General features: G+C 37.4%; 40 protein-coding genes. 20 read left to right on the top strand and 20 right to left on the bottom strand.

Annotated elements, in window-relative coordinates; all coding sequences use genetic code 11:
• Nucleotides 1-10: 10 nt before the first annotated feature.
• The 5 genes from ACE1CC_RS16795 to ACE1CC_RS16775 all read left to right on the top strand — a co-directional run bounded on the left by ACE1CC_RS16795 (nt 11) and on the right by ACE1CC_RS16775 (nt 2,094).
• On the top strand, nt 11-424 hold the full coding sequence (locus ACE1CC_RS16795) for a XisH family protein (RefSeq protein WP_413271581.1): 414 nt from the start codon (nt 11-13) through the stop codon (nt 422-424).
• Complete coding sequence (locus tag ACE1CC_RS16790; RefSeq protein WP_413271580.1) at nt 412-753, top strand: XisI protein; 342 nt, start codon at nt 412-414, stop codon at nt 751-753. The genes ACE1CC_RS16795 and ACE1CC_RS16790 overlap by 13 nt, the downstream gene beginning before the upstream one ends.
• 48 nt (nt 754-801) lie before the next feature.
• Nucleotides 802-1,137, top strand: coding sequence for a hypothetical protein (locus ACE1CC_RS16785; protein WP_413271579.1), 336 nt, complete (start codon nt 802-804; stop codon nt 1,135-1,137).
• A gap of 211 nt (nt 1,138-1,348) precedes the next feature.
• Nucleotides 1,349-1,765 (top strand): XisH family protein, encoded by a 417-nt coding sequence (locus ACE1CC_RS16780; RefSeq protein ID WP_413271578.1) that lies wholly within the window; start codon nt 1,349-1,351, stop codon nt 1,763-1,765.
• Nucleotides 1,753-2,094: a XisI protein gene (locus ACE1CC_RS16775; RefSeq protein ID WP_413271577.1), complete on the top strand. Its 342-nt coding sequence runs from the start codon at nt 1,753-1,755 to the stop codon at nt 2,092-2,094. Before ACE1CC_RS16780 ends, ACE1CC_RS16775 begins: the two co-directional genes overlap by 13 nt.
• Nucleotides 2,095-2,116: 22 nt before the next feature.
• Here the strand turns inward: ACE1CC_RS16775 and ACE1CC_RS16770 are convergent, their stop codons facing one another.
• Nucleotides 2,117-2,536, bottom strand: coding sequence for an NUDIX domain-containing protein (locus ACE1CC_RS16770; RefSeq protein WP_413271576.1), 420 nt, complete (start codon nt 2,534-2,536; stop codon nt 2,117-2,119).
• A gap of 261 nt (nt 2,537-2,797) precedes the next feature.
• Between ACE1CC_RS16770 and ACE1CC_RS16765 the strand changes: the two genes are divergently transcribed.
• The 4 genes from ACE1CC_RS16765 (at nt 2,798) to ACE1CC_RS16750 (ending at nt 4,570) form a co-directional block, all read left to right on the top strand.
• Nucleotides 2,798-2,998, top strand: coding sequence for a hypothetical protein (locus tag ACE1CC_RS16765; RefSeq protein WP_413271575.1), 201 nt, complete (start codon nt 2,798-2,800; stop codon nt 2,996-2,998).
• 131 nt (nt 2,999-3,129) lie between these two features.
• Nucleotides 3,130-3,255: a type II toxin-antitoxin system HicB family antitoxin gene (locus tag ACE1CC_RS16760; protein ID WP_459563861.1), complete on the top strand. Its 126-nt coding sequence runs from the start codon at nt 3,130-3,132 to the stop codon at nt 3,253-3,255.
• Between the two features lie 47 nt (nt 3,256-3,302).
• The gene (locus ACE1CC_RS16755; protein ID WP_413271573.1) at nt 3,303-3,752 is read left to right on the top strand and encodes a DUF29 domain-containing protein; all 450 of its coding nucleotides are present in this window, start codon (nt 3,303-3,305) and stop codon (nt 3,750-3,752) included.
• 95 nt (nt 3,753-3,847) lie between these two features.
• Nucleotides 3,848-4,570: a Uma2 family endonuclease gene (locus tag ACE1CC_RS16750; RefSeq protein WP_413271572.1), complete on the top strand. Its 723-nt coding sequence runs from the start codon at nt 3,848-3,850 to the stop codon at nt 4,568-4,570.
• Between the two features lie 81 nt (nt 4,571-4,651).
• Here ACE1CC_RS16750 and ACE1CC_RS16745 read toward each other — a convergent pair whose 3' ends face one another.
• Nucleotides 4,652-4,798, bottom strand: a complete 147-nt coding sequence (locus ACE1CC_RS16745; RefSeq protein WP_413271571.1) for a hypothetical protein — start codon at nt 4,796-4,798, stop codon at nt 4,652-4,654.
• Here ACE1CC_RS16745 and ACE1CC_RS16740 point away from each other — a divergent pair.
• Entirely contained in the window at nt 4,798-5,067 is a 270-nt protein-coding gene (locus ACE1CC_RS16740; RefSeq protein ID WP_413271570.1) for a hypothetical protein, read from the top strand. The genes ACE1CC_RS16745 and ACE1CC_RS16740 overlap by 1 nt on opposite strands.
• Nucleotides 5,068-5,123: 56 nt before the next feature.
• Here ACE1CC_RS16740 and ACE1CC_RS16735 read toward each other — a convergent pair whose 3' ends face one another.
• Nucleotides 5,124-6,485: an NB-ARC domain-containing protein gene (locus ACE1CC_RS16735; protein WP_413271569.1), complete on the bottom strand. Its 1,362-nt coding sequence runs from the start codon at nt 6,483-6,485 to the stop codon at nt 5,124-5,126.
• A 235-nt stretch (nt 6,486-6,720) separates the two neighbouring features.
• On the opposite strand from ACE1CC_RS16735, the gene ACE1CC_RS16730 reads away from it, so the two are divergent.
• From ACE1CC_RS16730 to ACE1CC_RS16720, 3 genes are read left to right on the top strand one after another with little or no spacing between them, the layout of a single operon-like run.
• A complete protein-coding gene (locus ACE1CC_RS16730) occupies nt 6,721-7,239 on the top strand; it encodes a hypothetical protein (protein ID WP_413271568.1) in 519 nt (172 codons plus the stop codon).
• Between the two features lie 2 nt (nt 7,240-7,241).
• Nucleotides 7,242-7,970: a Tat pathway signal protein gene (locus ACE1CC_RS16725; RefSeq protein WP_413271567.1), complete on the top strand. Its 729-nt coding sequence runs from the start codon at nt 7,242-7,244 to the stop codon at nt 7,968-7,970.
• 6 nt (nt 7,971-7,976) lie between these two features.
• Nucleotides 7,977-8,591 (top strand): hypothetical protein, encoded by a 615-nt coding sequence (locus ACE1CC_RS16720; RefSeq protein WP_413271566.1) that lies wholly within the window; start codon nt 7,977-7,979, stop codon nt 8,589-8,591.
• 255 nt (nt 8,592-8,846) lie between these two features.
• Here the strand turns inward: ACE1CC_RS16720 and ACE1CC_RS16715 are convergent, their stop codons facing one another.
• The 11 genes from ACE1CC_RS16715 to ACE1CC_RS16665 form a co-directional block, all read right to left on the bottom strand.
• Nucleotides 8,847-9,206, bottom strand: a complete 360-nt coding sequence (locus ACE1CC_RS16715) for a type II toxin-antitoxin system RelE/ParE family toxin (protein WP_413256408.1) — start codon at nt 9,204-9,206, stop codon at nt 8,847-8,849.
• Nucleotides 9,199-9,447, bottom strand: coding sequence for a type II toxin-antitoxin system RelN family antitoxin (locus ACE1CC_RS16710; protein ID WP_413256409.1), 249 nt, complete (start codon nt 9,445-9,447; stop codon nt 9,199-9,201). The genes ACE1CC_RS16715 and ACE1CC_RS16710 overlap by 8 nt, the downstream gene beginning before the upstream one ends.
• A gap of 80 nt (nt 9,448-9,527) precedes the next feature.
• Nucleotides 9,528-9,782: a type II toxin-antitoxin system HicB family antitoxin gene (locus ACE1CC_RS16705; protein WP_413271565.1), complete on the bottom strand. Its 255-nt coding sequence runs from the start codon at nt 9,780-9,782 to the stop codon at nt 9,528-9,530.
• A 34-nt stretch (nt 9,783-9,816) separates the two neighbouring features.
• Nucleotides 9,817-10,023 carry a type II toxin-antitoxin system HicA family toxin gene (locus ACE1CC_RS16700; RefSeq protein ID WP_413271564.1) on the bottom strand — a complete coding sequence of 69 codons (207 nt, stop codon included), beginning with the start codon at nt 10,021-10,023 and terminating at the stop codon, nt 9,817-9,819.
• 19 nt (nt 10,024-10,042) lie between these two features.
• Nucleotides 10,043-10,345 carry a UPF0175 family protein gene (locus ACE1CC_RS16695; protein WP_413271563.1) on the bottom strand — a complete coding sequence of 101 codons (303 nt, stop codon included), beginning with the start codon at nt 10,343-10,345 and terminating at the stop codon, nt 10,043-10,045.
• A 285-nt stretch (nt 10,346-10,630) separates the two neighbouring features.
• Entirely contained in the window at nt 10,631-11,014 is a 384-nt protein-coding gene (locus ACE1CC_RS16690; protein WP_413271562.1) for a type II toxin-antitoxin system VapC family toxin, read from the bottom strand.
• Nucleotides 11,011-11,247, bottom strand: a complete 237-nt coding sequence (locus ACE1CC_RS16685; RefSeq protein ID WP_413271561.1) for a toxin-antitoxin (TA) system antitoxin — start codon at nt 11,245-11,247, stop codon at nt 11,011-11,013. Before ACE1CC_RS16685 ends, ACE1CC_RS16690 begins: the two co-directional genes overlap by 4 nt.
• Before the next feature lie 166 nt (nt 11,248-11,413).
• Nucleotides 11,414-13,081: a dynamin family protein gene (locus ACE1CC_RS16680; protein WP_413271560.1), complete on the bottom strand. Its 1,668-nt coding sequence runs from the start codon at nt 13,079-13,081 to the stop codon at nt 11,414-11,416.
• A 68-nt stretch (nt 13,082-13,149) separates the two neighbouring features.
• On the bottom strand, nt 13,150-15,228 hold the full coding sequence (locus ACE1CC_RS16675; protein WP_413271559.1) for a dynamin family protein: 2,079 nt from the start codon (nt 15,226-15,228) through the stop codon (nt 13,150-13,152).
• 54 nt (nt 15,229-15,282) lie between these two features.
• A complete protein-coding gene (locus tag ACE1CC_RS16670; RefSeq protein WP_413271558.1) occupies nt 15,283-17,358 on the bottom strand; it encodes a dynamin family protein in 2,076 nt (691 codons plus the stop codon).
• Nucleotides 17,359-17,588: 230 nt separating this feature from the next.
• A complete protein-coding gene (locus ACE1CC_RS16665) occupies nt 17,589-18,404 on the bottom strand; it encodes an SIMPL domain-containing protein (RefSeq protein WP_413271557.1) in 816 nt (271 codons plus the stop codon).
• Between the two features lie 210 nt (nt 18,405-18,614).
• Here ACE1CC_RS16665 and ACE1CC_RS16660 point away from each other — a divergent pair, with 210 nt between their 5' ends.
• Entirely contained in the window at nt 18,615-18,956 is a 342-nt protein-coding gene (locus ACE1CC_RS16660) for a phosphomannose isomerase type II C-terminal cupin domain (protein WP_459563860.1), read from the top strand.
• Nucleotides 18,957-19,050: 94 nt separating this feature from the next.
• Here ACE1CC_RS16660 and ACE1CC_RS16655 read toward each other — a convergent pair whose 3' ends face one another.
• Both ACE1CC_RS16655 and ACE1CC_RS16650 read right to left on the bottom strand, forming a co-directional pair.
• On the bottom strand, nt 19,051-19,284 hold the full coding sequence (locus ACE1CC_RS16655) for a Nif11-like leader peptide family natural product precursor (RefSeq protein WP_413271555.1): 234 nt from the start codon (nt 19,282-19,284) through the stop codon (nt 19,051-19,053).
• A gap of 289 nt (nt 19,285-19,573) precedes the next feature.
• Nucleotides 19,574-19,924 (bottom strand): hypothetical protein, encoded by a 351-nt coding sequence (locus ACE1CC_RS16650; protein WP_413271554.1) that lies wholly within the window; start codon nt 19,922-19,924, stop codon nt 19,574-19,576.
• 37 nt (nt 19,925-19,961) lie between these two features.
• Here ACE1CC_RS16650 and ACE1CC_RS16645 point away from each other — a divergent pair, with 37 nt between their 5' ends.
• Both ACE1CC_RS16645 and ACE1CC_RS16640 read left to right on the top strand, forming a co-directional pair.
• Nucleotides 19,962-20,900: a DMT family transporter gene (locus ACE1CC_RS16645; RefSeq protein WP_413271553.1), complete on the top strand. Its 939-nt coding sequence runs from the start codon at nt 19,962-19,964 to the stop codon at nt 20,898-20,900.
• Between the two features lie 252 nt (nt 20,901-21,152).
• A complete protein-coding gene (locus tag ACE1CC_RS16640) occupies nt 21,153-21,362 on the top strand; it encodes a hypothetical protein (RefSeq protein ID WP_413271552.1) in 210 nt (69 codons plus the stop codon).
• Between the two features lie 122 nt (nt 21,363-21,484).
• Here the strand turns inward: ACE1CC_RS16640 and ACE1CC_RS16635 are convergent, their stop codons facing one another.
• Both ACE1CC_RS16635 and ACE1CC_RS16630 read right to left on the bottom strand, forming a co-directional pair.
• Nucleotides 21,485-22,066: a DUF4142 domain-containing protein gene (locus ACE1CC_RS16635; protein WP_413271551.1), complete on the bottom strand. Its 582-nt coding sequence runs from the start codon at nt 22,064-22,066 to the stop codon at nt 21,485-21,487.
• A 214-nt stretch (nt 22,067-22,280) separates the two neighbouring features.
• On the bottom strand, nt 22,281-23,195 hold the full coding sequence (locus tag ACE1CC_RS16630; protein WP_413271550.1) for a LysR family transcriptional regulator: 915 nt from the start codon (nt 23,193-23,195) through the stop codon (nt 22,281-22,283).
• Nucleotides 23,196-23,373: 178 nt separating this feature from the next.
• Here ACE1CC_RS16630 and ACE1CC_RS16625 point away from each other — a divergent pair, with 178 nt between their 5' ends.
• Nucleotides 23,374-23,649: a hypothetical protein gene (locus ACE1CC_RS16625; protein WP_413271549.1), complete on the top strand. Its 276-nt coding sequence runs from the start codon at nt 23,374-23,376 to the stop codon at nt 23,647-23,649.
• Between the two features lie 95 nt (nt 23,650-23,744).
• Here ACE1CC_RS16625 and ACE1CC_RS16620 read toward each other — a convergent pair whose 3' ends face one another.
• Nucleotides 23,745-24,407: a class I SAM-dependent methyltransferase gene (locus ACE1CC_RS16620; protein WP_413271548.1), complete on the bottom strand. Its 663-nt coding sequence runs from the start codon at nt 24,405-24,407 to the stop codon at nt 23,745-23,747.
• 134 nt (nt 24,408-24,541) lie between these two features.
• On the opposite strand from ACE1CC_RS16620, the gene ACE1CC_RS16615 reads away from it, so the two are divergent.
• The 3 genes from ACE1CC_RS16615 (at nt 24,542) to ACE1CC_RS16605 (ending at nt 25,962) form a co-directional block, all read left to right on the top strand.
• Nucleotides 24,542-24,826 carry a hypothetical protein gene (locus ACE1CC_RS16615; protein ID WP_413271547.1) on the top strand — a complete coding sequence of 95 codons (285 nt, stop codon included), beginning with the start codon at nt 24,542-24,544 and terminating at the stop codon, nt 24,824-24,826.
• An 11-nt stretch (nt 24,827-24,837) separates the two neighbouring features.
• Entirely contained in the window at nt 24,838-25,077 is a 240-nt protein-coding gene (locus ACE1CC_RS16610; RefSeq protein WP_413271546.1) for a hypothetical protein, read from the top strand.
• Between the two features lie 114 nt (nt 25,078-25,191).
• A complete protein-coding gene (locus ACE1CC_RS16605; RefSeq protein WP_413271591.1) occupies nt 25,192-25,962 on the top strand; it encodes a hypothetical protein in 771 nt (256 codons plus the stop codon).
• A gap of 187 nt (nt 25,963-26,149) precedes the next feature.
• On the opposite strand, the gene ACE1CC_RS16600 is transcribed toward ACE1CC_RS16605, so the two are convergent.
• Entirely contained in the window at nt 26,150-26,278 is a 129-nt protein-coding gene (locus ACE1CC_RS16600) for a hypothetical protein (RefSeq protein ID WP_413271545.1), read from the bottom strand.
• Nucleotides 26,279-26,481 lie beyond the last annotated feature (203 nt).

Here is a 26,481-nt window from a genome sequence, read left to right as displayed (position 1 = left end):
AACTTTTGTTATGCCTGCTAAGGATATTTACCATGATGCTGTTAAAAATGCTTTAATTAAGGATGGTTGGATAATTACAGCCGATCCTTATTTTATAATATACAAAAAGTTAAAACTTATTGCCGATATTGGTGCTGAACGTCCCTTTGCAGCAGAAAGAGAAGGAAATAAAATTGTTGTTGAGGTCAAGAGTTTTCTTAATCCATCGTTTATTTACGATCTCGAACAAGCTCTTGGTCAGTATATTCTCTATCGTAACTTTCTCCAAAGAACTGCACCAGAGCGTCAACTTTATTTAGCTATGACTCAGCGTGTTTATCAAGTTAATTTTGATGAAATTATCCAAATAGTTGTTGATGAAAATCAGCTGAAATTAATCATTGTTGATTCAGATCGGGAGGTAATTACAAAATGGATAAATTAAGTCATTATCGATCGCTAATTCAAAAAATTATGACAGAGTACGATCGACTCTGTTCCCAAGTTGCAAATCCTGAGATTGAAATGCTTTTAGCTTTTGACGAACAAAGAGATCAATATCTATGGTTTCAAGTTGGTTGGACACCACAGGAGAGAATTAAAGGAATTTCAGTTCATATTCGGATTAAAAATGACAAGATTTATATTGAGGAAGATTGGACAGAAGAAGGAATGGCAAATGAGTTATTAAGATTAGGCGTTCCCAAAGAGGATATTGTGTTAGCATTTCAACCTCCAGAGGTCAGAAAGTTTACTGATTTTGCGATCGTATAACTACGATTGAGTAAACTGTCTGAGTAATAACAAAAGAAAGAGGTAATTATGTCGGCACAGAATTCAATTAACAAACCTACTCTCAGCGAACCAATAACAGATATACTTCAAGAAATTCAACAAACGCCTGAAGAATACTTGCCGAATTTACTACAAATGATTCGGCTGTTTCGGGAAAGTGTGACAATGAAATCTGCACAATCAGATGCTTGGCAAAAAGTTATGGATGAAATTAACAATCCCGATTCAGAAAAAAAGGCAACTCGGCAGAAAGCTTTAAGCGAATTACTCAAAAAATGGGAAGAAGAAGGAGATGAACAGGAGCAAACAGAAACCGCTGAAATTCTCCGTAAAGCACTAGTAGAAAATTCCATATCTATCTAAAGTTTTTGATGAGCAAAATAGTGTTGTTAGATTCTGGCCCTTTAGGAATGGTGACGACTGGAAGAAATGCCTCGGATTGAGGCTATTTTGGGGATGCCTGTGAAGGCGGGTAAATAGTTAAAGTAGTGTGAGAATTGCCCACCTTACATGATTAACTAGTTTAATATTAGAGTAGGGCTTTTGCCCTCTCTAATTTATCCCAAATTTTGTCATGCCTGCTAAGGATATTTACCATGATGCTGTTAAAAATGCTTTAATTAAGGATGGCTGGACTATCACTGCCGATCCCTATCCGATTAAATATGAAGAAGTTAAGCTGTTTGCAGATCTCGCTGGTGAAAAAACTATTTCTGCTAGTAGAAAAGGAGAACAAATTATTATTGAAATTAAAAGTTTTCTGAGTCTCTCTCCAATGCGTGAGTTGGAAACGGCATTAGGTCAATATCTCATTTATCGGGCTTTGTTATCGATCGAACATCCTGATTATCAATTATATTTGGCGATCGGTAAAAAGATTTACGAAGGATTTTTCCAAAAAATAGCTATCAAATTTATTCTAGAAACATATCAAATTGCATTATTAATTGTTGATTTCGATAAAGAGGAGATCGTCCAATGGAAAAAATAATTAACTATCAAAATTTGATTAAGCAAATTTTAACTGAATACGAACGTATTTCAGCACAAGTTCCTGTTCCTGATGTGGATGAAGTGTTAATGTTTGATGATGAAAGAAAACAATACCTTTGGTTTAATATTGGCTGGAAACTAGGCAAAAGAGTCAAAGGAATTTCTGTTTATATTCGGATTAAAAATGACAAGATTTACATTGAGGAAGATTGGACAGAGGAAGGAATGGCAAATGAGTTATTAAGATTAGGCGTTCCCAAAGAGGATATTGTGTTAGCATTTCAACCTCCAGAGGTGAGAAAGTTTACTGATTTTGCTGTAGTCTAAACAGGATTTATGCGGGTCACATTCAATGGAAAGTTGTACTTTTGTTATGGGATTTAAACATTTTTTTAAAATGCTCAAAATAACCGTTTTTCTCTCTTAGAAATCGTTGAATAATCTCATGAGAGCTTTTGGTTATATTCTGCGGGTCTATTAAATGGGTAAAATTCAATTCATCAATCTCATTTCTGGGCTTGAGTTTTCCTTCTGCTTGAATATAAAAAACCTTATGTGAGTAATAAGTACTTTCGTGAGCGAATAAAAAAATAACTGATTGTGCATCCAGGTTTGTTTCTTCTTTCAACTCCCGTATAGCTGTAATAATACGAGGTTCATTTTTCTCTGCTTGTCCTCCGGGGAGTATAAAAAGATTACCTTTCATTTTAGTGAGTAAAATCCCATTTTCGGTTTCAATAATGACCGTTCCTCGCCGCTTTTTATTCATTTTATTTTTGGAATTAAGGTATGATATATAATGTATTACTATAGGCGTTAATCTATCAATTGTCAATTATTTGTTGATGTTTTTTAACCAGATTAAAAATGAAGGATAAGCTAAGAAATCAGCAGATGTTGGATTATCTGTATGTTGCTGCAAAAACTCAAAGGGGAAATTGGTAAGTTGTATGATTTTCGATCGGTGAATAGAGCACAGGTTAGGCGATCGCGCTAAATTAATAACATAACTATCAAACCCAAAACTCTAATGAAAGCTGAAGATTTCCCATTTGTGAAAGAATTGATCGTTGACACTGAAGGTACTATCCAAAAAGTTGCGATCGATTTTAGTGATTATCTGCATCTTCTAGAAGCGATCGAAGATGAAGGACTAATCCGCGCTATGAATGAAGTAAAAGGCGAAACTCCACTTACTTTAGATGAAGCATTAGCAGAACTGGAGAAATAGTTTTTACATTTGATAGTGGAACAGTCATATTTTGCCGGGTACTACACCGAAAGGAATTTTATCGCTATTTTCCTTAAATGCGATCGCTATTCTAAACTGAAAATATATCCCATACTTCAGGTTAATCCATGATGAAGTCACTGCAAAATTACACTATTGTTATTCGTCCTGATGACAATGGCACTTTTGTTGCATATATCCCAGCAATTCCTGGTTGCCATGCTTGGGGAAAAACGCCAGATGAAGCGCGTGCTTAACTTGTCTATGTGTTTGAGATGATTCAAGAAGAAAAGGAGGTTAAAGTATGATAGAGCGATCGATCGCAACTCCAAACAGTCTCTACGAACAAGACTTTTATCTCTGGATAGAAACTACTGCTCAACAGTTAAAGGAAGGCAAATTTGATGAAGTAGATTTGACTAATTTAATAGAAGAAATTGAAAGTATGGGCAGAAGTGAAAAGCGAGAACTGAAAAGTCGTTTAATTGTGCTTTTAATGCACTTGCTAAAATGGCAATATCAGCCGGAAAAACGTAGTGAAAGTTGGCGTAGTACTATCAGCGAACAGCGTATTTGTATTGAGGGATTACTAGAAGATAGTCCCAGCTTAAAACCTCTAATTTCAGAAGTGTTTGATGATTGTTATCAAAAAGCTCGTCTGAAAGCAGCGGATGAAACAGCAATTAAGTTAAACTTTTTTCCGAAAGAATCACCTTTTACTTTAGAAGAAACTTTGCAAGTTGGTTTTTTCTAATTTGGCGATCGGATAACTAAGATTGAGTAAGGAACTAGAATAGTTGTAGGGTAAGAAAGCTTGCCAGAATCCAGTGTAAAATTGAGGCTACTAAGATGACTTCTTCATTGCCTAAATCGATGATTTCTCAAGTAAGAGATTCTCAAAAATTGCCACCGTTGTCAAATGGCGATCGCTTAACTCGTCCTGAATTTGAGCGCCGTTACCATGCTATGTCAGAAGTAAAAAAAGCCGAATTAATTGAAGGAGTTGTTTACATGGCATCACCGTTACGTTTTAAACCTCATGCCAAACCACACGGACGCTTAATCACTTGGTTAGGAGTATATGAAGCGGCGACACCACAGGTAGAAATGGGAATTGAACCAACGGTACGTTTGGATATTGACAATGAACCGCAACCAGATGGTGTGTTATTAATTAGTCAAGAAAGTGGCGGAAATTCGACTTTGAGTGAAGATGGATATTTGGAAGGAGCACCAGAATTGGTAATAGAAATTGCTGCTAGTAGTGCGGCGATCGATCTAAGGGATAAAAAGCGTGCTTATCGACGCAATGGGGTACAGGAATATATTGTTTGGCAAGTATTTGAACAAAAAATTGATTGGTTTAGTTTACAAGATGGTGATTATGTTTCGTTGATGCCGAATGAACAAGGTGTAATTTGCTCAGAAATATTTCCGGGGTTGTGGTTAGATATAGCGGCAATGTTGCAAGGAAATATGCCACAAGTTTTGACAGTTCTGCAAGGGGGAATTAGTTCGGAGGAGCATCAAGTTTTTGTGCAACAATTAAGAGAAAAGATGGGGGAAAAGTAGCGATCGCTATGAATAGTTTCAGGACTTACGCAAAGCTTCTATCCGTAGGGTGCGTTAACGCCAGTGTAACGCACAATCTAACTATTCGTAGGGTGCGTTAACGCCAGTGTAACGAACCATTCCACCATATTTAATATCATATTTAGTATTAGTGCGTAATTCATGATTTTGATAAAATTGGTCGATTTTGCTATCATAGTAAACCCGATTTATTAACAGGTAAAACAATGCAATTTTACACAGTGGTACTCAGACAAAGTGCAGGTTATTGGGTGGCTTTGTGTTTAGAAAACGGATTAGTAGGACAGGGAAGTAATCCAGAAGATTCTATTAGTAAGCTTAAAGAGGCTATAGAGACTTTGCAAGATGTTTATCAAACAGAAACTAATGTTTATAATGCTCCGATTTCTATAGAAGAATTGCATGAATTTTTGACTGTCGAGGAAGAGGATATTAGTTCAGATATTTATGAATTAAGGAAAGCAAAATTAGGGTAGGGACACGGCATCATAAATATATTGGTGTAGCTGAAAATTTTAATGAAGCCGTGTCCCTACAGCATAATCGATGCCAAATAACCATAATTTATCACATATTCCCGAAAAATCGGAGATAAATTAAACAAAATCTCTTCGCCTTCTATTTTTTTGAGCAAATAACGCTGATTTAAAGACAGTAACCCATTAATCAAATCCGTTGACGACAAGGATAAACTTTGTCTTAATTCTTCTCTTGATGTCGGTTGATTAAATTTACTTAATTCTAAAAGAATCTGTTGTTCTACTGGGGTTAATCGTTCAAATAATTCATTAAACCGAAATTTCATATCTTCTGTTAAGTGTAAAGTCTCTTCTCTGACAAATTCATCGGCTTTGCCAAAGAAAATAATTTTAATTAAATTAGCAATATCTTTTAAATAAGCGGGATTACCTTCATATAATTCAATCAGCTTTGACCAGCTTTCCTCATCTTTTAAACCCAAAGCTTTGAGAATTTCGGTATCGTCTAATCCTGGTAATTCTAAGCACTTAACAGGATATAGTTCTTCGTCTAAGCAAGTCATTTCTTGGCATTGTTCTTGACTGATTAAGATTACGGTGCTTTGATGTTCGAGTTCTGTGATTTTTGACAGGAAGGTTTTATAATTTTTGGTTTCTGTTTTGTATTGTCCGGCAAATTGTCCGCTGGTAAATAACTCTTGCACGTCGTCAAGGATAATTAAACATCTTTGCTGGCGTAAAAGGTTTAATAGTTGAGTTAATTTATTTTCGGTTTGAATAGGTTCGTAGTTAATAAGTGTGAAAATATCAGTAATAATGTTGTCTAAGGAAGGGGAGAGTTTGATACTTTTCCAGATGATTAGATCGAATTGTTGTAGGTTTGAGTCAATGAATTGTTTAACTAGGGTGGTTTTACCAATTCCACTTAGTCCTAAAATTGAGATGAGGCGGGGGTTTTGTGTGGTTATCCAGTGGGAGAGGGTTTGGAGTTGGGGTGTGCGATCGTAGAAATGTGTGATTTTCGGTGCTAGGGTTAAATCTTGATATCTTGTCTTTTTGGTCGTTTTCTCTTCCTGATTGATAGGTGGATTTGCATCTGGTTGAGGATGAAAGGGACACCAATTAATCTTAGTGTTTACTAAACCAACAAATTGAGAATTTATAACTCTTTCTAGCGTCCAACAAAAATTATATTTATTAATATCTTCGTTTAGTTGTTCAGATAAAATTTTAAATAACTTACGGCTAACATCTCCAACATAGTTTTTATCATACCCAGATTCATCTGCTATTTGATTATAAGTTTTACCTTGCCAAAGTCCTTGAATAACAGTTTTGTGTAGGTCGTCTAGGTGCTCTCCTGTTTGTTTCTCGACTATTCGATCTACAAATTGTAAAACTTCTGTAATAGTCATGGAGGCTAGGTAGGATAAGGGTTTTAGGAATCATAGCTTATTATAAATCGAGAAAATCAGGTTTTTTCTGGTTTTGACTTAAAACTTTGTTATAAAAATCCCATAAAAACTGTTTTTTTTCAGTTGGTAGCGTTTAGCACAAGGGATTTAGTATAAGACAAATGGCATTTTACCGATGGGATAAAGTTCTACTTTGTTAAGTAAAACACGACAAGCGCTAGATACCAAGGAAAAAATGAAACTTATTCGTAAATTTGCCGCAATTAGCACAATCTGCCTGGTTTTTGCGGGATCGGATTGGCAAGTAGCGCAAGGACAACAGCGCACTACTTCTCTATTTTCAACTGGCTGCGTTCGGCGGCAGGGTATGGACAGCAGTCAGAGGGATATCTCTATAGGTAGGCAAGCATTTACCGAAATTTCTTATGCCTATGACACATGGAGTCCATTAATTACCTGTAGGATTAGACCTGCTGGATCGCAAGCAAGGTTTAAAACTCTCCGTCTAGCTTTTGGTATATCCGATGATGAAAAGGCCAACAAACCAGTAGATATAAACGTTTATCTTGATGGAAATTTAGCCGCTTCTAGATCGCTATCTGTAGGTGAAAAATCCCTTCTATTATTGGATGTCAGCAAAATCAGTAGTGTTGCCATAGAAATTCCGAGCAATAACGATAGTGAAGGTACAAGAATTTCATTTGTCCAAGCCTTACTTGAGCCTATTTCCTCATCACCAGGCCGCAGACAGTAATTATGAGCATCAGCAGACGTAAATTTACTCAGTTAGCTATTTTGGGTGGTGCTTCCGTGGTAACTACTTCTGGTATATTCTTCCCTAAACCAGCAGAAGCATTTATCATCGGCTTTATTCTTAGAGCATTAACATCCCGTGCTGTTTTTGGTGGCTTATTGCGCTTTGCTGCTGGCAGAATTATTCGAGGCGCATTATCCGACGCATTTGGCCCTTCTGAAGAAGAACTTTTGGCAATTCAACTAGCTGACCGGGATTTCGTTGAACGTCAATTCAGAGAAAACAAAACGGAACTTGCACGCGCTCAAACCAGCATTTTTTGGGGGCAAGAAAGACAAGATAAATGGGGGCCAAATGTGGGTTTTGGCTTTGTTCAAAAGTATCAAGGTGAAACTAGCACCGCTAAAATTACTGGCCCTACAATGACAGGCATTCATATTGCTACTCAAGTGCTAGCCAAACAGGGACTTTCTCCTAATCAGGTTGCAGATTCACTGTTACCCGTGCTTTCTCAATTTGATGATTGGTGTAGCTGGGAAGGAGATACTTTCCCTGATGGTACTGGAAACCGAAATGTTTGTTTGCAAAACTATCGCACAGTCTTAGGTGAAGTTACTTCTCGCTATGAGTTAATTCAACCTGGTCGCGGTGGACAAGGTAATGTTGAACTAATTGTTGAAGCAGGTGGTCAGCCACGCCGAGAAATCATAGTTGAAGTCAAATTTTCTTGAGAGGAAATGATGAAAAAGTCTCTATTTTGTTCAACTACATTAATCCTTTTAGCAGCTTCGTGCCTATTATTTAATAGCGAAACACAAGCAGCTAAATTTAGTACTACCACAGATACAAGGAATCCAGAATCGCGCTTACTTTCAGACTCAGAAATTCTTTTAGCTAGAAGACCTCGCGGAGGCTTGCCAGTATGGGTAGGAAGAGTACCTAGAAGCAGTAGAGGTCAATGGCTGGATGAAGAAAAGGGTATTTATCGCTCCAACAGAGGTAGTATTATTGGCCCTTACAGTGCGCTGGCAAATCATCCACAACGACGAGCTTGGCTACAACGAGAATTACAAGGGCAAGATGTTCAGGCTCACCATCTGATAGAGAGACGTTTTGCTAGATTATTTGGGATGAATGGAAATGATATGCCTGCCGTACTCCTCACAAGAGAACAACACAGCAGAAGGATGGGTAGTGGTGGGATTCACGAACGAATTAATCAACTAATTCGCCCTGGAAATAGATCTGGTAGTAGAAGATATAACCCCGCTCAAATTTTGCAAACTTACAGAGAAGTATATAAGGGAAATGCTGATTGGATTGATGCAATTGGGGCAATATTGAGACCGTAGCTTTGATTTAGTCTCGTTTGATTTTCTTGTGGGCGATCGGCGATTTTGAAATTAAAGTTATTTGTTATTTTTACGCTAACCTACCTCGCTTTCTTTAGAGATTTCTTGAGGTTTAACTTTTTTGGATAATTTGTGTTTGTCATGTACGATCGCCCATCTCATACTTTCCGTCAAACCAAAAAAGTTATTGATGAGATAATCAAGTTAACTATCTGACGCACCCTACAAAGTTTTTTGATTTGATGCGATCGATTACTAATCCCCATAAAACTCAGCCAAAATAGAATTAATTTCATTGGTTGTAATATCTTCTCGTTCTGATTTACTGTAAATCGCCAGCAGTACAACATGGGTTTCTGATTCAACCAAATAAATTAACCTATACCCTGCACTTTTACCTTTTTGAATATTACTATTTTTAGCTCTAACTTTATAAACGAAATAATCTGCACCAAATCCCGATAAGCGATCTCCCACAAAATTACCTTTCTGGATTTCCGCTATTATCGGTTCAACATCAGCACGAATATGGCGATATTTCTTTGATAACCGATACAACTCATTTTCAAATTCGTTAGCAAATCTTACTGAAATTTGATTGAAATTATTAGTCATCTATTCTATTCCATAATTCAGAAATAGGTCGCGTTTCTCCGGTTTTTACTTGTTGTAAAGAGCGTCTTAAACTTGCTTTAATTTCTGCAACAGGGGTATCATCAGGATCGGATTCAAATTCAGATTCATTAGTTAATAAAACAATCACTTTAACCCGACTTGGTGTAGTAATATTTAAATTGTGATCTAAAATTATTTGACCTTTTTCATCAATTGTTCCCATCACTTCAAAAGCTTGCATTATAGTATTTCCTCAAATAGCCAAGTTAATTAATTTCATCATAACAGGTGGTATTGATTTCCGAAATGCGATCGCTCTTTTTAGATCGCAATTCGTTTAGAAGGTAAAGGAATCGGCTTTTTCCCACTCTCATAAACAGTTTCTATCCATAACTCTCTCGCTTCATTAATATTTTCTAACGCTTCCTCTAAAGTTTCTCCCTGACTCATACAACCTGGAAGATCGGGAATAATTACTGTATATCCTCCATCATCTTCTGGGTAAATAGACATCGGATATTTTAAAGAAAGATAATATTCTAAAGGTTGATTTTCTAGTTGAGAATTAGTTTTCATCTTTCCAATTTTCTAAATCTAGTAATCTAATCGTTTATTCAATATAAGTTCGTTTAACTTTTTTACCGCCTTTTTTAGGGATAATAATAACTTCTCCTTGTTCGTTCTCAAAGGAATGATGACTTCGCCGCGATCTCACTTCCTGATAACCGAACGCTTCTAAAACATAACTAATCTCTTCAAATCTGGCTTCAGGAGGACGGGAAAGAAGGTATTCAATTAATTTACTTAATTTACCCATTGGCAGATTGTAGCATTTTTTAAACTAGGTGGGCTTGGTTGCTGGAGTTGGTGGGGTGCGATCGTCGTAAGTTATTAATCGTTTGAATATCTTCTGCTAAATCTTCTTCAGTGTAGGGTAAGTAAGCTTGTTCCTGTTTCAAGAATTGATATGTTTCCCATCGGGAAGAAAAGTTCAGCATTCGGTGAACTTCGGCTGCTCCAATTCTACCTTGACGATAGTAATCGGCTGCAATCAGTTCTAAAACTCTGCGGGAAATGTTGGTGCGTTGCAGTTGTAGTTTATCGGCGATATCATTGGGAAGTTCGAGGGTGATTTGCATAAGTTATGCTCTTAAGACTCATGTTTAAAAGGATAGCGTTTTTTGGTAGAGTTTGGATGATGTGTGTTTGTTTTATGCGATCGCCCATCTCGTAAGGTGCGTCAGAGCAAAAAAGTTATTGATGAGATAATTAAGTTAACTATCTGACGCACCCTACAAAGTTTTTTGATTTGATGCGATCGATACGCCTACGACAGGCTACGCCAACGCACTTTTCACCCGACAAATGCGCTGTTAAATCTGGTTGGAAGAGAGGTTAGTTAGTGCGATCGCACTGGATAACGCTTACCATTCAATTTTTATAGCGTAATTAGAAAACACCGGATCTCGACTAACTAAAATAGCATTTTCTGCCTTCGCTTGTGCAATTAATAAGCGATCGAAAGGATCTTTATGATATAAGGGTAATTGCTCCAACTCTAGAATATGATTAACTTTAACCCCGATAAACTCTATCCGATTTTTCTGCTGAGTGTTAATGATTTTTGCTAAAGGCTGATTTAAAGTTAATTTCCCCAACTGGGTTTTAATTTGGATTTCCCAGAGAGTCACAACACTTACCAAGCGAGTATTGTCTTGATTTAACAACAAATCCAGCGCTTTTTTTGACAGTTTGGCTGGATCGCTATCCCACCAAATAAAAGTATGAGTATCTAACAGCAACTTCATTGCAACCAAAATTCATCGGGTAAAGGCTCATCAAAATCATCACTCATTACCATTGCACCTAAATTTAATCCAGCTTTAGGTGCAATATTTTCCTGAATTCTTACGATAGGAGTCACTTTAGCTAAAGGCACATCTCCATCAGTTAAAACGATTTCTGTATCATCCTGTACTAAGGCTAGTAAATCTATGATGCTGATGGAACTTTGCTGAATATCAAGCTTTTTTGTCAGCATTTTTATCCTTCAAAGTTTTTTAATTTTATTATTATCCTAATTTGGGCTATGGATAGATTAATTATAACGTAAAGCTGCTTTTGTAGGAAGCGATCGCCCATTTCGTAAGGTGCGTCAGAGCAAAAAAGTTATTTATGAGATAATTAAGTTAACTATCTGACGCACCCTACAAAGTTTTTAGTGAGTCTAATTCGCGATCGATATTTTCCACAAAACCATTTAACAAAGTTATTTGCGATCGCTTAGTAGTAACATCTAAAGGCGGTTCCGGCATTTGAAAATTAATAATTTTTTCGGCTTTTTCTTGATAATTTAATAACTGCTCAAGGGATGATTTACTAAAGCGAATTAAATAATCTTTAGCAGCATCAGTATATAGCTGTAATAGTTGATTGCGATAAGCTACTTCGGTAGTTTCTTGCTTTCCTTTGGAAAGGTTTTGATTCAAAATATAAGCGGCGCTACCAACAACAGCGGCACCCACTGGCCCACCTAAAACCCAACCTAAACCAGTGGCTACACCTACGGAAGCAGTGTCAGCCAAACTGTCAGAATTTGTCGGTTTATTTGGCAAATTTACTTGGGGGTGAGGCGGAAGTGAAATTGCGAGAGTTTCGGGTTGAGGACGATTGAAAAATTCGCTAGCTTGCGTTACCCATTTGATAATTGATTCTTGTAATTCAACCAATTTTGGTTGCAAAAAGTTTCTTTCCCAATTGCTAAATTGACCTTGTTGTAGTGCAGCAGTAGCTTCGGATTGATAGCGATATAAAAGTGTTTGTTCCTCTAGCCAATTGCGTAATTCTAAAACGCTAGTGATAAAACCTTGTTTAATTAGTTTTTCGGCTTTTTGTTGAATTTCAATTTTGCCGTTGTGTTTATTTTCCAGGGTTTTTAATTCACTGACGATGCTTTGTGCTTTTGCTTGCAAGGATTGTTTGATTTGAGTGGCAATTGTTACGACACGGGGTAAACGAATATCTGCCATTTTTTCCTGTTTTGCTGCCAAAATACTTTGCAAAGCAGATTCAAACATCACTAAACCGCTACTTTGTGCAGCTGCAACATCGCCTTTTAATCTCGATCTTAAAGCGGGAAGTGCATCAACTCGGTAAAGGTTACTGATGTTTGAAGGTAGATCTGCACGAAAACTTTCTGCTACAAATCGTAGGCGTTTGTAAACTTCTTTTTGGTCTTCTGGTTCTAATAAGTTGAGGAAGTTAACTACAAAAACTATGCTTTTAATGCCTCTATCAATTAACCAATCATGCAGTTTTTCTCGTTCGGTTAAAGTCATTAATTGACGAGCATCTAAAACTTGGATAATTAAATCTGCTGTTAGCAATTTGTCACGAACTAATTTATCTTGTGCTTCTCTGTCATTTGTTCCTGGTAAGTCGAGGAATTCAACGTTATTTTTCAGGAGTGGATGAGGACAAAAAACCTGCACTGAGGCGACATCTTCTCGCATTCTTCTGTCGCCATCTAAAATAGCAAATTCTTTAAGAATTTCTGTGCCAGTTTGATTTATTTGCCTGCCACCTTTAAAGGTAATTTTAGTTTTTAATTCCTCGCCGTATTTGACGGAAATCGCTGCACCTGTTGTGGGTATAATATCAATTGGTAGGGTACGATTGCCGAGAATGGCATTAATTAAGGTTGATTTCCCGTAATTAAATGGGCCAAAAACGGCTATTTGAAATCCTGGTTTAGATAGATGATTGCAGACGGAGATGGTATCTTGATAAAGCTGGGTGTTTTTGTCTACTTCGAGTAATGCTAATGCGGTTTGTAGATTATTTACTAGGTTTTGATATTCGTTTGGTTGTTCCATATTAGTACCCGGAATTTTTGCCGATGATTAGATATTTTTAACTCCCCTGGCGGGGAGTAAACAGTTATTTAAGCAACAGCTTGCAGAAAATTATCGTAGACGGAATCGATTTTTTGGAAGTTGGAATAGACATCGGATTCAATTGTTTTGAGTCGTTTTAGTTCGTTGTCGCGATTAATTTCGTAGGATTCTTTTTGTTTGAGTAAATTATCTAGTTCGGCTTTGCGGGAGTTGATGTCATCGTTGATGCGATCGCTAACTTCCTTATCATAAACATTAAAGCATTCTTTGACAGCATCGTGAATTGGTTGCCATTGTTCTTGCGCTACTTGCGGGAGATGTTTTACTAACTCTTTTTTCGCAGCTTTTACTAATTCTTTTCTTGCTTGATCTGCTTGCAAAACTCCTATACCCATCCCTAATAAAGCTAGGTATAATGGCCTTAAAATAATGCCAGTTACACTACCAATAATGGTGCTAATACCAAACACGGTAATTAAGTTTAACAGGATATTTTTCCAATCAAATCCTGCACCCGCCATTGCCACACCTGCAAAATTGCCGCTAGCTAAGGAAAATAACCCCATTGCCCATTTTGCCCAAGCAGGAGAGTTATCTTCTGGTAATGAATTGCTTCCTGTCTGTACTTTTTTTCCGGTTAATTTTTCAGTAATTGTATTGGTGATTTTGCTATAAGAAGCACCGTAATTTTCTGCGCTTTTAGCTAATAATAGAAATGCGCTATCCATTTCTTTTTCCGCAGTCAGACTCCAGGCAGAGAGTTTGTCATTAATGTATTGCTCGAATGCTTGTTTGAGTGCAGCTTCAAAGGCTTCTCTGCGGCTTTTACTCAAAAAATCCATGAATTTTAAATCGGGTTGATAGCGTGTAAAGTCTGATTCAAAAGTATTACCTAAGTTTAGCACATAAGACCGAAAAGAATCTGCGATCGCTTTCGCTTTACTATCCCCCACATTTTGAATTTCTTGCTTAAATTGATCGCGGATATGCGTCAATTTTTTAAACTCTGGTTCAACGGAACTAATCTTTTCTTTCAACTGTTGAACATCTTGTTCTAACAAGGGAATTCGTATTGACACAGCTTCTTGCACGCGGGTAGTAGTTTGACGCGCCAAAGTTCTCGCTTGTCGCAATTCGGAAAGAGCCCTTTCTTTGGTTAAAAATGTGTTGAGTGCGCCCATAAATTCGGGAAAACCTGTACCTTCTAGAGAAGCTAAAGGCTGTTTTAAACGTTTTCTTAATGCCTTAATTGCCGATATTTCAAATACTCTTTCTTCATAAACATTTTGACCATCGATTACACAATATTCGCCTAAGTTAGCCTGAAAAACTCGCCGCAATCTATCTTCAGACTCTTGCAATTCTTCTAAATCATCTGGGTCAATTAAACTTTCTCGAACTTGATCCCAAGCATTAATTAAAAAGAACACGCTTAAACCCCGATCTTTGATATAATTTTCTAAATAGCGACGTTCGCCAAGAGTGCAAGGTTGGGATGCTCTTAAAACAAACAAAATTGCATGACAATTATTGATATAACCCAGCGATAATTCGTTTCTTGCTTCTGTATCATTTAACCCTGGACTGTCAACAATTTCTACACCTTTTTCTAACAAAGGTAAGGGGTATTCAACTATGGCATAATCAACGTCGGGAAAAGCTTGTTTCTTTTCTTGTTCCAGTCTTTTTGCTTCGGCGGGATCGATCGTATAATCTTGCTTAAAACTCTTAAAATCCAACTCTTTTGGACTTTTTCCATCTTTAAAATAAACCGTTACTTTCTTTTCTGGGCCATAACGAAGTAGCGTTAACACTGCTGTACAGGGATTAACATCACTGGGTAACAAATTCTCGCCTATTAAGGCATTTAAAAAAGTACTTTTTCCTCGTTTCATATCGCCTAAAACTAGGAGACGAAATACACCTTTTTGGTAGTTTTCACCAGCTATTTTGACATCTTCTATTTCTCTTTCTAAACCAAGTGCCCCAGAAGATTTTTTGCCTTCCATTTCGGCTTTTTCCAGAGTTTCAGTCATGCAGTTGAAGGCTTTAGCTACTTCGCTGCGTGCTTGGACAACTTTTTCTAAATCGTTAAGAAAACGGTCAGTTTCAATTTTGTTACTCATTTCGTGGCACCAATAAATGTAACAGAGGCAAGTGTAATTTCTATTCCCAGGATATCACGCATAATAGGAAGTTAAGCCTTCATAAACTGATTCCAAGTTGTGATATTCGGATAAAATTTCCGTGTCTAGAGATCTCAGACGATTTGATTCAGCATGGTAATTAATTTCTTGTGATTCCTTTTGTCTGAGTAAATTATCTAATTCTGCTTGCCGAGATTTGATATCTTCATTGATCCGTTTGTTGACTTCTTGTTCATAGCTATTGAAACAGTCTTTAACGGCTTGATGAATCGGTTCCCATTGTTCTTGTGCTAGTTGGGGAAGATATTTGACAAACTCTTTTTTGGTGGCTTTAATAAATTCTTTCCGGGCTTGATCAGCTTGTAAAGCACCTATTCCTAAACCAATTAAAGCAATTCCAATCGGGCCTAAAAATGTGCCAGTAAAAATTAGCAAAAAGCTACTAATTCCAATTGCAGCTAGCCAGTTTACTAAAATGTTTTTCCAGTCAAAACCAGCACCAGCTAAGGCTATACCAGCGACGTTACCTGTGATTAATGAGAAAAATCCCATTGCCCAACTTGCCCAGGTGGGAGAGTCGTTTTCATAACCTAAGTTTTGTCCGGCAAATACGTTTCCGGTTAATTTTTCGCTGATTGTATTGGCTACTTTGGTATATGCTGAACCATACTCAGCTGCACTTCTAGATAAGATAGCAAAGCCATCATGTATTTCTCGTTCAGCAGTTAGTTCCCAAGCGGAAATTTTGTCTTTTATGTACTGTTCAAATGCTCGTTTACAAGCAGCATTAAATTCTTCCCTTCTGTCTTGACTTAAAGAATCTAGAAATCCCATTGTTGGTTGATATTGTAAGAAATCTGTTTCAAAGCTGTTGCCTAAATTCAAAATGTAAGAACGGAAAGAATCAGCGATCGCTCTTGCCTTACTATCTCTCATATTGATAATATCAGCCTGGAAGCGATCGCGAATTTCCATCAATTCCTTAAACTCAGGTTCAACTGAATTAATCCGCCTTTTCAACTCTTCAACATCTTGTCCTAACAAAGGAATTCGCCTTTCCACTGCCTCATGTATATGATTGTAAATTAGACGGGCTAAGGTTTTAGTTTGGCGCAATTCTGCGATCGCTCTTTCCCTAGTTAAAAACGTATTCAAAGCAGCAATAAACTCTGGAAATCCCGTTCCTTCTAAAGCATCCTCCGAGTTTTTTACCCGTTTTCGCAAAGCTTTTAAAGAGTAAATTTCAAACACTCTTTCATCATAAATATCAAACCCTTCCACCTGACAATATTCAGCCAAATAATTCTTAAATACTTGCCGCACCTTTTCTTCAGCCGCTTCTGTTGCTTCAGTATCATCAGGATCAATTAATCCCTTCGAGATTTCATCCCAAGCATTAATTAAAAAGAAAACGGTTAAACCCCGACCTTTGATATAATTTTCTAAGTAACGCCGTTCTGCCAAAGTGCAAGGTTGATCGGCTCTAAATACAAATAGAATTGCGTGGCAATTATTGATGTAACTAAGAGATAATTTGTTCAATGCTTCTGTATCATTTAACCCCGGACTATCAACAATTTCAATTCCTTTTTCTAACAAAGGTAAAGGATATTCTACAACCGCATAATCAACATCAGGAAAAGCTAATTTTTTCTCCGCTTCTAATTTTTTAGCATCATCAGGATCAATGGTATATTCTTGTTTAAAAGTGGTAAAATCTAGTTGTTTGGCTGGTTGGTCATCTTTAAAATAAACTGTTACCTTCTTTTGGGAGCCATAACGCAAAACTGTCAACACAGCCGTACAAGGATTGACATCACTAGGTAACAAATTCTCACCAATTAAAGCATTGAGAAAAGTGCTTTTTCCCCGTTTCATGTCACCCAAAACTAACAGCCGAAATACACCTTTTTGAATGTTTTTTCTGGCTAAATCAATGTCTTCTATATCTTTAGCTAAACCTAATCCGCCCGAAGCCGTTTCTCCTACAGTTTCCGATGTTTTGAGAGTAGCAGATATTTTACTTAAAGATTGAGCAAAATCATAACGAGCTTTGGCGAGTTGATCTAAATCTCTAATAAAACTTCCAGATTCAGTTGTGTAAGTCATAATTTTGCAGTAATTTAGTTGATTGTTAAGATATATCAAGTTTGTTGTAACGACTTCAGTCGTTTCCTTGCCACAAAGAAGGACTAAAGCCCTCACAACGAACTAGGATATCGTTACTATCAGCTTCGACTATCCAAATTTAACTTCATTAACTCTCTACTGCCAAGAGGTATTTGATTATTTTAGGCTTATAGAGACGTTGTATACAACGTCTCTACATTTCAATGGCGTTATTTAATCGCGTAAGTAACGCTAACTTGACTTCTTACTTGTACTTCTGGAAGCGCAGATGGATCATAAGGGGGAGTACTTTGATTAATGTTAGAAAAAGGCGAAAGGGGAACAGCTTGTTTTGTGCCGCAAGCGGAAACAGACGGGGGACTAACGATCGGATAAACTGTGACTAACAGCAATTCTCCTAATTGCAAATTCATTTCTAATGCCACACTTCGCACCTGAGTTTCTGCATCTCTGATAGCGTTGCGGCGTGCATTACGTTCTAATGGTAGACAGTTGTTTACGGAATATTCAGCACTAATACCTTGAATAAATAATTTGCCACTAGTTTCTGTTGCTAAATTCGCTGTTTTTACGACTTCTTGCATTCTTTCGCGAGTCGGTTTCGAGATTTTTACGAATAACTTAGGATTTTCTAAAGAACTAGTTTGAATTTCAATATTATTAGCTGGAACATTGATGGCAAGTAAAGCATCAACCACAGGTTTTAAAGGTTCTTCAACTGGAGAAACTGTACCTTCAGTAAGTGAAGGAGTACTTCTTTGTGCGTTACCCAAAGGATTGCGGGAAGCAAAGCGAAATTCCAAGCGGGCGGTATCTGCGGGGGCACTCTCTTGACCTTGACCAATTACAGTTATGGCACGTTGGTTAATTAAAAGTTGTGGCGTAATGCTATTCGTAACTTGAGATACATTAATATTATCTGTGGGATTTTGGGCAAGGCTGGTTTTGCTAGCTGATATCCATAGCCCCGTCACCACAACGGCAGAAACTAGAGTTTGAGATAATACAGTTAAGAATCGATACATTTTCTGTTGCCACTAAACATTAATGTAAATGCCGCAAATGTGTTATTTTATCCAAAATTTTGCTGCACCCTGTCATCTTCTGGTGTATCCAACTTAAAATATGGCTATAAAACAAATTACAAATCCTTGTATGAGGAATTAGCTATGACGACCATAAATGATAACCAACAAAATGAGCAAGTTGCTACTCTGTCTTCGACTTCTGAACCTATGACTACGCGAATTCGACCTTGGGGAACTGTTACACTTTTGGAAGAAACCGATCGCTACAGGATTAATCGCATTGAACTTAAAGCAGGTCATCATATTAGCACTCAGATGCACTATCACCGCAGCGAACACTGGATTGTAGTTTCCGGTACAGCTAGAGTTCTTTGTAATGGAAAAGAAACTCTGCTAATGCAAAAACAGTCTACTTATGTTCCTGCTTCTACACCGCATCGGGTGGAAAATCCGGGAGTTATTCCCCTAGTTATGATTGAAGTTCAAAATGGAGAATATCTAGGGGAAGATGATATTATTCGTTTCCCAGAAGATCCAGATAGTCATTAGAATTTTCGCTGTGATTCGGGAAAAAGGGAAAAGTATTTTCCTTCAGCTTTACCCTTTCTCCTGAATAAAACACAGAATTCTACCGGGGATGAACTCAAATCCAATGGACATCACGCAGCCAAGGCCAAATTCCTGTGTGCCTTCTCATCGTGACATTTTCACTATTTTCTGAGATCACATCTTTGAGTTCTTGAGTTGTAAAAGTGTAGTTCAACTTTTCCGCTATTTTAATGAATTCTTCCGGGTTACTAGCTTCTTTCATCTTTTCTCTTAAGGACAAATCACTAGTAGCATCTTCTAGGAATTTATGGGCACTTTCTTTGGTCATTTTTGAAAATACCTTATTAATAACAACTTATCTAATTTTACCTAAAACAGTATAACAATTAATCTCCCAATTATAACAAAATTCCAAATAAACCCGGTTTTGAGAGTTGTAGTTCGACATTATAGCAATTTTACCTCCTAGCAACCGGGTATTCTCTAAGAGTCGCAGAAATGGAATAAGCTGTTCGGCATTTAAATGGTTAAAGGGAACTCCTGAACAGAGAATATATGATTTAAATGCACGACAGCTTATACTTTTACACTTGGTCAGTGCGAAAATGTTTCAGGTATTAACGATTTTTGTCCAGTAGGTTTTCAAATTCGGCTTTTAAGGATTTGACATTGGCAACTCTTCCGACTAAAAGATTTTCGCTTCCGGCATCTTTTAAGCGTTCTTTCCAATATTTGATACTATCTGAGTTATTTACCCAGAAATTAACTACCGTGTCGATCGCTGCATCTAAATCCCAACCTCGGTAATTAGGAACATTTTCTACAGATTGAATTAATGCGTCCAGGGTACATTTGTATGCGGCGACATATTCCACTCCGGTCTTATATTTTTGTTCTTTTCTCTCTTGTTGTTGATTAAAAAAGTATAAAATTGGAGAGACTCCGAGAATGTCGAAAGTGTACTTCATTCCTCTACTCCTAATCTAAGAGACTTAGGCTTATTTGATGTCTTATATAGCAAATTTTCCCAATTTTGGGGTGACGAATTTTAAAGGTGAACTGGCGGCGCTAAGTGCTGCTTTTCTGTGGGCGATCGCTTCTGTGGTCTGGTCAAAGGTGGGACAACGCATTGGGCCACTGGAGTTAAATTTCCTTAAAGGTGCGATCGCAATTGTTTTTTTAGTAATCACGCTTTTGCTGTCAGAACAAACATTACCAGCGATCGATCCTTTAGCTTTTTGGTTATTGTTACTCAGTGGCGCGATTGGAATTGCGATCGCAGATACAGCTTTATTTGCGGCGCTTAACTCTTTAGGCGCAAGACGCACGCTGTTATTAAAAATACTAACCTCGCCGTTAGTAGCTTTAATAGCTTTAGTTTTTTTACAAGAGACTCTCTCCGTTGCCGCTTGGTGCGGAATTTTTCTCACCCTAATAGGAGTAGCTTGGGTAGTTAGCGAAAGAGTTCCGGGAACGAATGGCAAAGAAGCGTTTTTTTGGCAAGGTATTCTCTGGGCGATGGTATCAACTTTTGGCGATGCGATCGCTGTAATTTTATCCCGTTTAGCACTAACTCAAACCACAATTAGTCCCCTGTGGAGTACCCTAATTAGATTAACCACAGGACAGTTCTTCCTGCTAATTTTGCTATTAATAATCAACCTAAAACTTCAGAAAAATACCATTCAGAAATCCCAACCTTTACTCACAATAAAATTATGGGTAATCATTACTTTTACTTCCTTTATTGGCACTTACTTAGGCATTTGGTTACAACAAATTTCCCTAAAATTTGCCCCGGCTGGAATTGCCCAAACCCTAAACGCAACTAGTCCACTTTTTGTTTTACCCATTGCAATTTGGCTGGGAGAAAAAATCAGTTTTCGCGCCATTGTTGGAGTCTTGTTAGCTTTAGTGGGTATAGCATTATTGTTTAGATTTTAATCCAATTAACCAGAACCCTGACAACTTCTGCAAAGTCGGGGTTCTCAATGATGAAACATTTATGATTTTGGGACTAAAACCTGATGCTTTGCATAATTTGGGCGGAACTGTCCGCTACCCCGCCTACTTTAATGAATTTTAACAATTGAGTTGACTATCTTTATAAAAAGTTGTTCAAAAATTACCATTATGATCCCGACTTAATAAAAAAAATTTGGAAAATAGAATTAACATACTCCCCTAAATAAACTTATGCTCTTTGTAGCAGTTGATTTGTATATCAGAACAACTAAGGGTAATTTTCTATTTGGTACAGAACTATTTTCTAGAGTTCCTTGTTTAGAAGAAAAACTCAAATTAAACAATGAGCGATTTTACGTTATCGAAGTTTGCCACTATGCCAAAAGTAGCTTAAATTCCGATCGAGATCCTGTGGCAAGTGTCATAGTAATGCGGTACTAAAGGAACTGGTTAGTTGAGCAATCGCCTGTACGTAAGTACCTATCGCTATTTTCCGCAAATCGGATAAATTAGCGATCGCTCTAACTAATTATTGCCCTTTTCCGCAACAGTTAAAAATCTAACTATCGATTTGCCAAGTCACGAATCATACTATTAGCCATAGCATAATGTTGCTGAATAGCTGGCAAAAATGTGGAAGCATAAGTTACCACATCTTGATCTTGACCTTGTTGAGTTTGTCGTTGAAACAAAGCCACAGTTTGAGCATGATCGTTTACCATTGCTCTCATATAAGCTCGAGCGAAACTTGCACCAGAAAGTCCTTGTAATTGTCGTTCTATTTGTTGGTGTTGAGCATCTAATTGTCTAGGTAAAGTAACACCTTTTTGACCAGCAAGCTGCATCAATTGATTATTTGCTTGCCTATGTTGATCGATCATTTGTTGTGCATACTGCTTAACATCATTACTGCTTGCTCTCTGCAATGCCAACTGACTCAAGCGTATTTCTGCTAAGTTACCTTGTGCTGCTCTATTCATAAACAGCCTATCTGAAGAACTTAATCTATTTTGATTTTGTTCTGTGGTATTTTGGCGGTTTTGTAATGTGCTAGGTTGACGTTCAGATTGCTCGGCTACAGCTACAAATGCTAAAGCAAGAACCATTCCAGTTCCTATCAGACTAGCAGAAAGTATGTTTTTCATGAGCGATTAAAAGTCCTGATTTATCAAAGTTTTTATTACTCTCAAAATCATAGCTACTGCCCATTCAAATCAGCTTCTACCCATAGATTAAGCATGGTCTGACTAGAGAGGTATTTTGGCAAATTTTGCCGATTATTATTCATTTATCAGGAGGTTTTTGTTAATCATTGATATCACACAAATGACAGATGACAAACGGCTAAATACTCACACATTAAACAGCTACTTTTTTAGCAAAATTACCAGTATTTCTTAAAGCATCTAAAAAAGCGTAAATTGCTGGAGAATGAAGAGCATTTGCTAAAATTGCTACTCCAATTATTCTTTGCAAAGGTACGGGTAAATTACATTCTTTGATACCAAGGGGTAAAGGTTCAGCAGCCAAACGAGGCATTATAGCTGCGCCTAAACCTTTTCCTACCATACTTACAATTGTGGAATCTTCCCGTATTTCATAAGCAATATTCAGTGGGTATTCGGCTTGATTCAAATAGGGTAGGATGTAATCATGACAGGGAGTTAAGGCACTGATAATTAAGGGTAATTTTGCTAACTGTTGCCAAGAAATTTCTTTAGTATCTAAATTGCTGTTTGGTGGTAAAAGAACGATGTAATCATCTCGCAGAATTTCCCAAGTTTCAAATTCATCACTAGAAGGTAAGTAAGTAAAGCCAATATCAGCAAAACCTGCACGCAAACTGTCTTCTATGCTAAAAAAACTGTCATTTTCTGTAATTTTGACATTGATATCAGGAAATAGGGTGTGAAATTTGGCGATCGCAGTCGGTAAAATATGCGTTGCTACACTGCGAAAACAAGCAATTCGTACAACTCCGCCTTGTAAACCTTTTTCTAAATCAGCTTCTTTTTCAATGGCATATACCGATCGTAATATTTCCCTTGCATGAACTTTAATTCGTTCTCCCACAGGCGTTAAATGTGCGCCATGACGACCTCGGTAAAATAACACCACTCCCAACTGTTCTTCCAAGCTAGCAATAGCATGACTAACTGCTGATTGAGACATTTCTAAATGCAATGCTGCTTCGCTGAAATTTCTGTGTTCTGCTACTGCAACTAAAGCAAGCAACTGAGAGAGTTTGATCTGACTTTTATTGATTTCATTCATATAGCTTTCACACGCACTGTTTAGATTGTCCCAAAAACCGCAGCCTCATTCCTCTTCCTATCTATCGATTTTATTCATATAAGCTATTCAAGGAATAGATGGTTCCTTAATTGAATCAAGGGTACATTAGATTTATAGACAGATTTAAAAAAGCCTTTATCAGGAGAAGTCTAAAAAAATGCTGCACAATTCTTTACATAAAAATCAATCAAACTCACCGTTAACTTCCAGTATTCACTTGCAAGGAATTAAGTCCAAATTAGCAACATTGATTAACAATATTTGTGAACGATTTGTCACATTAATTAATCAGGCAAGCGAATTAAGAGTTTGGCAAAGTCGCGATCGCGCAGGTCATACATGGTGGAACGCTTACGACCCCAATACAGGTAATTCTATTAGCTTAGATTCTGAAGCCGAAATGCGGATGTGGATCGAAGAACGTTATCACTAATTCGTAACAAGGAACCTTGTAGAGACGTTGTATACAAGGAACCTTGTAGAGACGTTGTATACAACGTCTCTACAATCTTTGAAAGCAGATGTCTATTAACGTTTCAGTGCCAAAGTCAAACCATCAGCAATAGGTACCATACTGATACTGACTCGTTCATCTTGGAATAGTTTCTCGTTAAATTTACGGATCGCCTGCGTACTTTCATCTTGCACTTGGCGATCGGCAACTCTTCCCGACCAAAGTACATTATCAATGGCAATTAACCCACCAGGACGGATTAATTTTAAACAGCGTTCATAATATTCTTGATAATTCCCTTTATCCGCATCGATAAAAGCAAAATCAAAAGTTTTTTGTTCTCCCGAAGCTAATAATTGCGCTAAAGTATCTAAAGCGGGTGCAATTCGCAAATCAATTTTTTCTGCTACTCCGGCTTCTTGCCAATAGCGACGAGCAATATTAGTATATTCCTCACTAATATCACAAGCAATTATCTTGCCATCTGGGGGCAAAACTAAAGCTACAGAAAGAGAACTGTAACCTGTGAAAACGCCAATTTCTAAAGTTTTCTTTGCGCCAATTAACTGCACTAACAAAGCCATAAATTGACCTTGTTCTGGCGAAATTTGCATTGTAGCATAAGGATGATTAGCTGTTTCTTCGCGCAACCGCCGCAAAACATCTGGCTGTCTGACAGAAACAGATAAAAAGTAATCATAGAGTTGATTGTCTAAGCCAAGTGTCTTTTTTGTCATTGTTATTTAGAGAATTCGTCATTGTTCACGCCAGGATATACTATTACATTAACCATAAAAAGTGAAATTTAGAGAGTACGATCGCTTAAAATAATAATCAATCAAGATCTGGTGTAAAGGAGTTATTAAACTGATTGGATATTCATCCTCGCGTATTTCAGCAGTTAAACGATGAGCGGTTAGGCAGCCTGACTGGTAAACTTAATGTAGATGACTTACTGCGTTTAGCAAACAACCCATCAGCGCAACGTTTCTTAGACACCAGAAGCAACAATATTAATATAATCCAAGAAGTAGAAGGCCGACTTCTAAGAATTACTCTTTCTGGCGACAGTCAGCGAATAATTTCAGTCGGGCCAATTCGGACAAACTTAGTCAGAAACCGCATTGCTAGCGGTGACTTTATTCCACTGACCTAGAGGTAATGATAATGGCGAAAATTCATATTTCCGAAATCCAAGAAATCTTAGCACAAAAAGGTGCAGAAGATGCCAAGCCAAATTCTAACTCAGGATACTTTCTAGAAATTAGATTCGATGACCCTCAATTAGATGCTAAAGTTGTTGATGAAGAATTGCAAAATCAAACTATCACTGCTGATTGCCCCTACGGAATGGTAACAATTCAGTTTGACAAATACGGACAACTGAAATCGATCGATCTCAGTTAATCTAACCCCTGCAAAAACCCATGTGAAGCCTATAAAACCGTCACATACCAGCAATCATTATTTTTACAATTAGCCAAGATCGACACAATAAACAATATCTTTTCGGTGACTCAAATGTATTACAGCGTCATCAGTATTAACATTGGCATAGTCTTTTCCGTATTGTTAGTTTTTGGCATTTTAAAATGGTTACAAATTCCCACAGGTAGTTTTCTTGACTGGGTAATTGCTGTGGCTATTTTTGAATGGTTGTTAGCAATTGTCACTATACCTTGGAATATCCATTTTGAAGCTAAAGAAGTAATTGCCGAGGCTACAGAATCAACTGAAAAAGGGATTAAAATTGACCAAAAACAAGTAAATTATGCTCGAATTATCGCCAAACGATCGCTCTTCATCGCCATCACTCTCCACCTAATTTCTGCGATCGGCTTCTATACTTTAGCAGTTCTGGGGATTAGTGCGATCGGTTATCTTGGTTCTGTTGCGGCTTTATTACTAACAATTTTACGTCCAGCAGTTCGCGCCTATCAATATTTAGCCGCCAGATTAACCATGATTCGCCAACAAGTTAAATATCCTCGTGAAGATATTTTAGAATTACGCAGCCGCTTTACGCAATTAGAAGCAACTGTGCAAAGAATCGAAGAAAACTTAAATCCCGAATATCCCGACTCTTGGGTAGCTAGACAACAAAGACAAGGGGAAGCAACACGCCATGATTTAAACCGCATTGCTGCTAATTTAGAAGACTTAAAAGCTAATAATCAAGCCGAACATAACAGATTATCGCGAGAAGCAGAACAAGCGATCGCCCAACTTTCCACCGATGGACAATTTCTCGATCATGTCCGGGAAATTATTCGCTTTTTCAAGTCAGCTTGAGCTATAGTAAACTAAATATTTATGCTAAATGATTCCCGAAAATATCTTCAAATTCCGGGAATCATTGCCAAATAAAACTTCATACCCAATCCGGCTTAAATACCCCTTGATTCTTTAGTCCTTGTCAAGCAAACTAAGTTTTGTGTAGTCGCAATTTCAATCGCTGAACGATCGAGAGAGTAGCTAACTATAATCCCACAGCTACATATTGAAAAATTTCTTGGCTTTCTTGTTTCTCCAAATTCTTAGATTTAGAGCCTTTTTGTAAGTCTGGTTTTTGCGCCAAAGTCATGTAGATATAAGCTAGCAGTTCCATAATTCAACCTCGCCAATTTTTTAAAGACAGGGAAATTAGCTTGAAAACAAGCAGGACTTAATAGTTCAAGATGATAAATCTTGAATTCCTCTCACAGCGCCGCCTGTAATCGGAAACCGATCGGCTTGTAAGATTACTTAGTGTCGAACTTCACTTTCCCGTATTCTTACTTATCGATCAGTTGGATTATTTTTTCTCTCTGC

The organism is Floridaenema aerugineum BLCC-F46, assembly GCF_041929345.1.
Classification (GTDB): Bacteria; Cyanobacteriota; Cyanobacteriia; order Cyanobacteriales; family Aerosakkonemataceae; genus Floridanema; species Floridanema aerugineum.
This window is presented reverse-complemented; position numbering and strand designations above follow the sequence as displayed.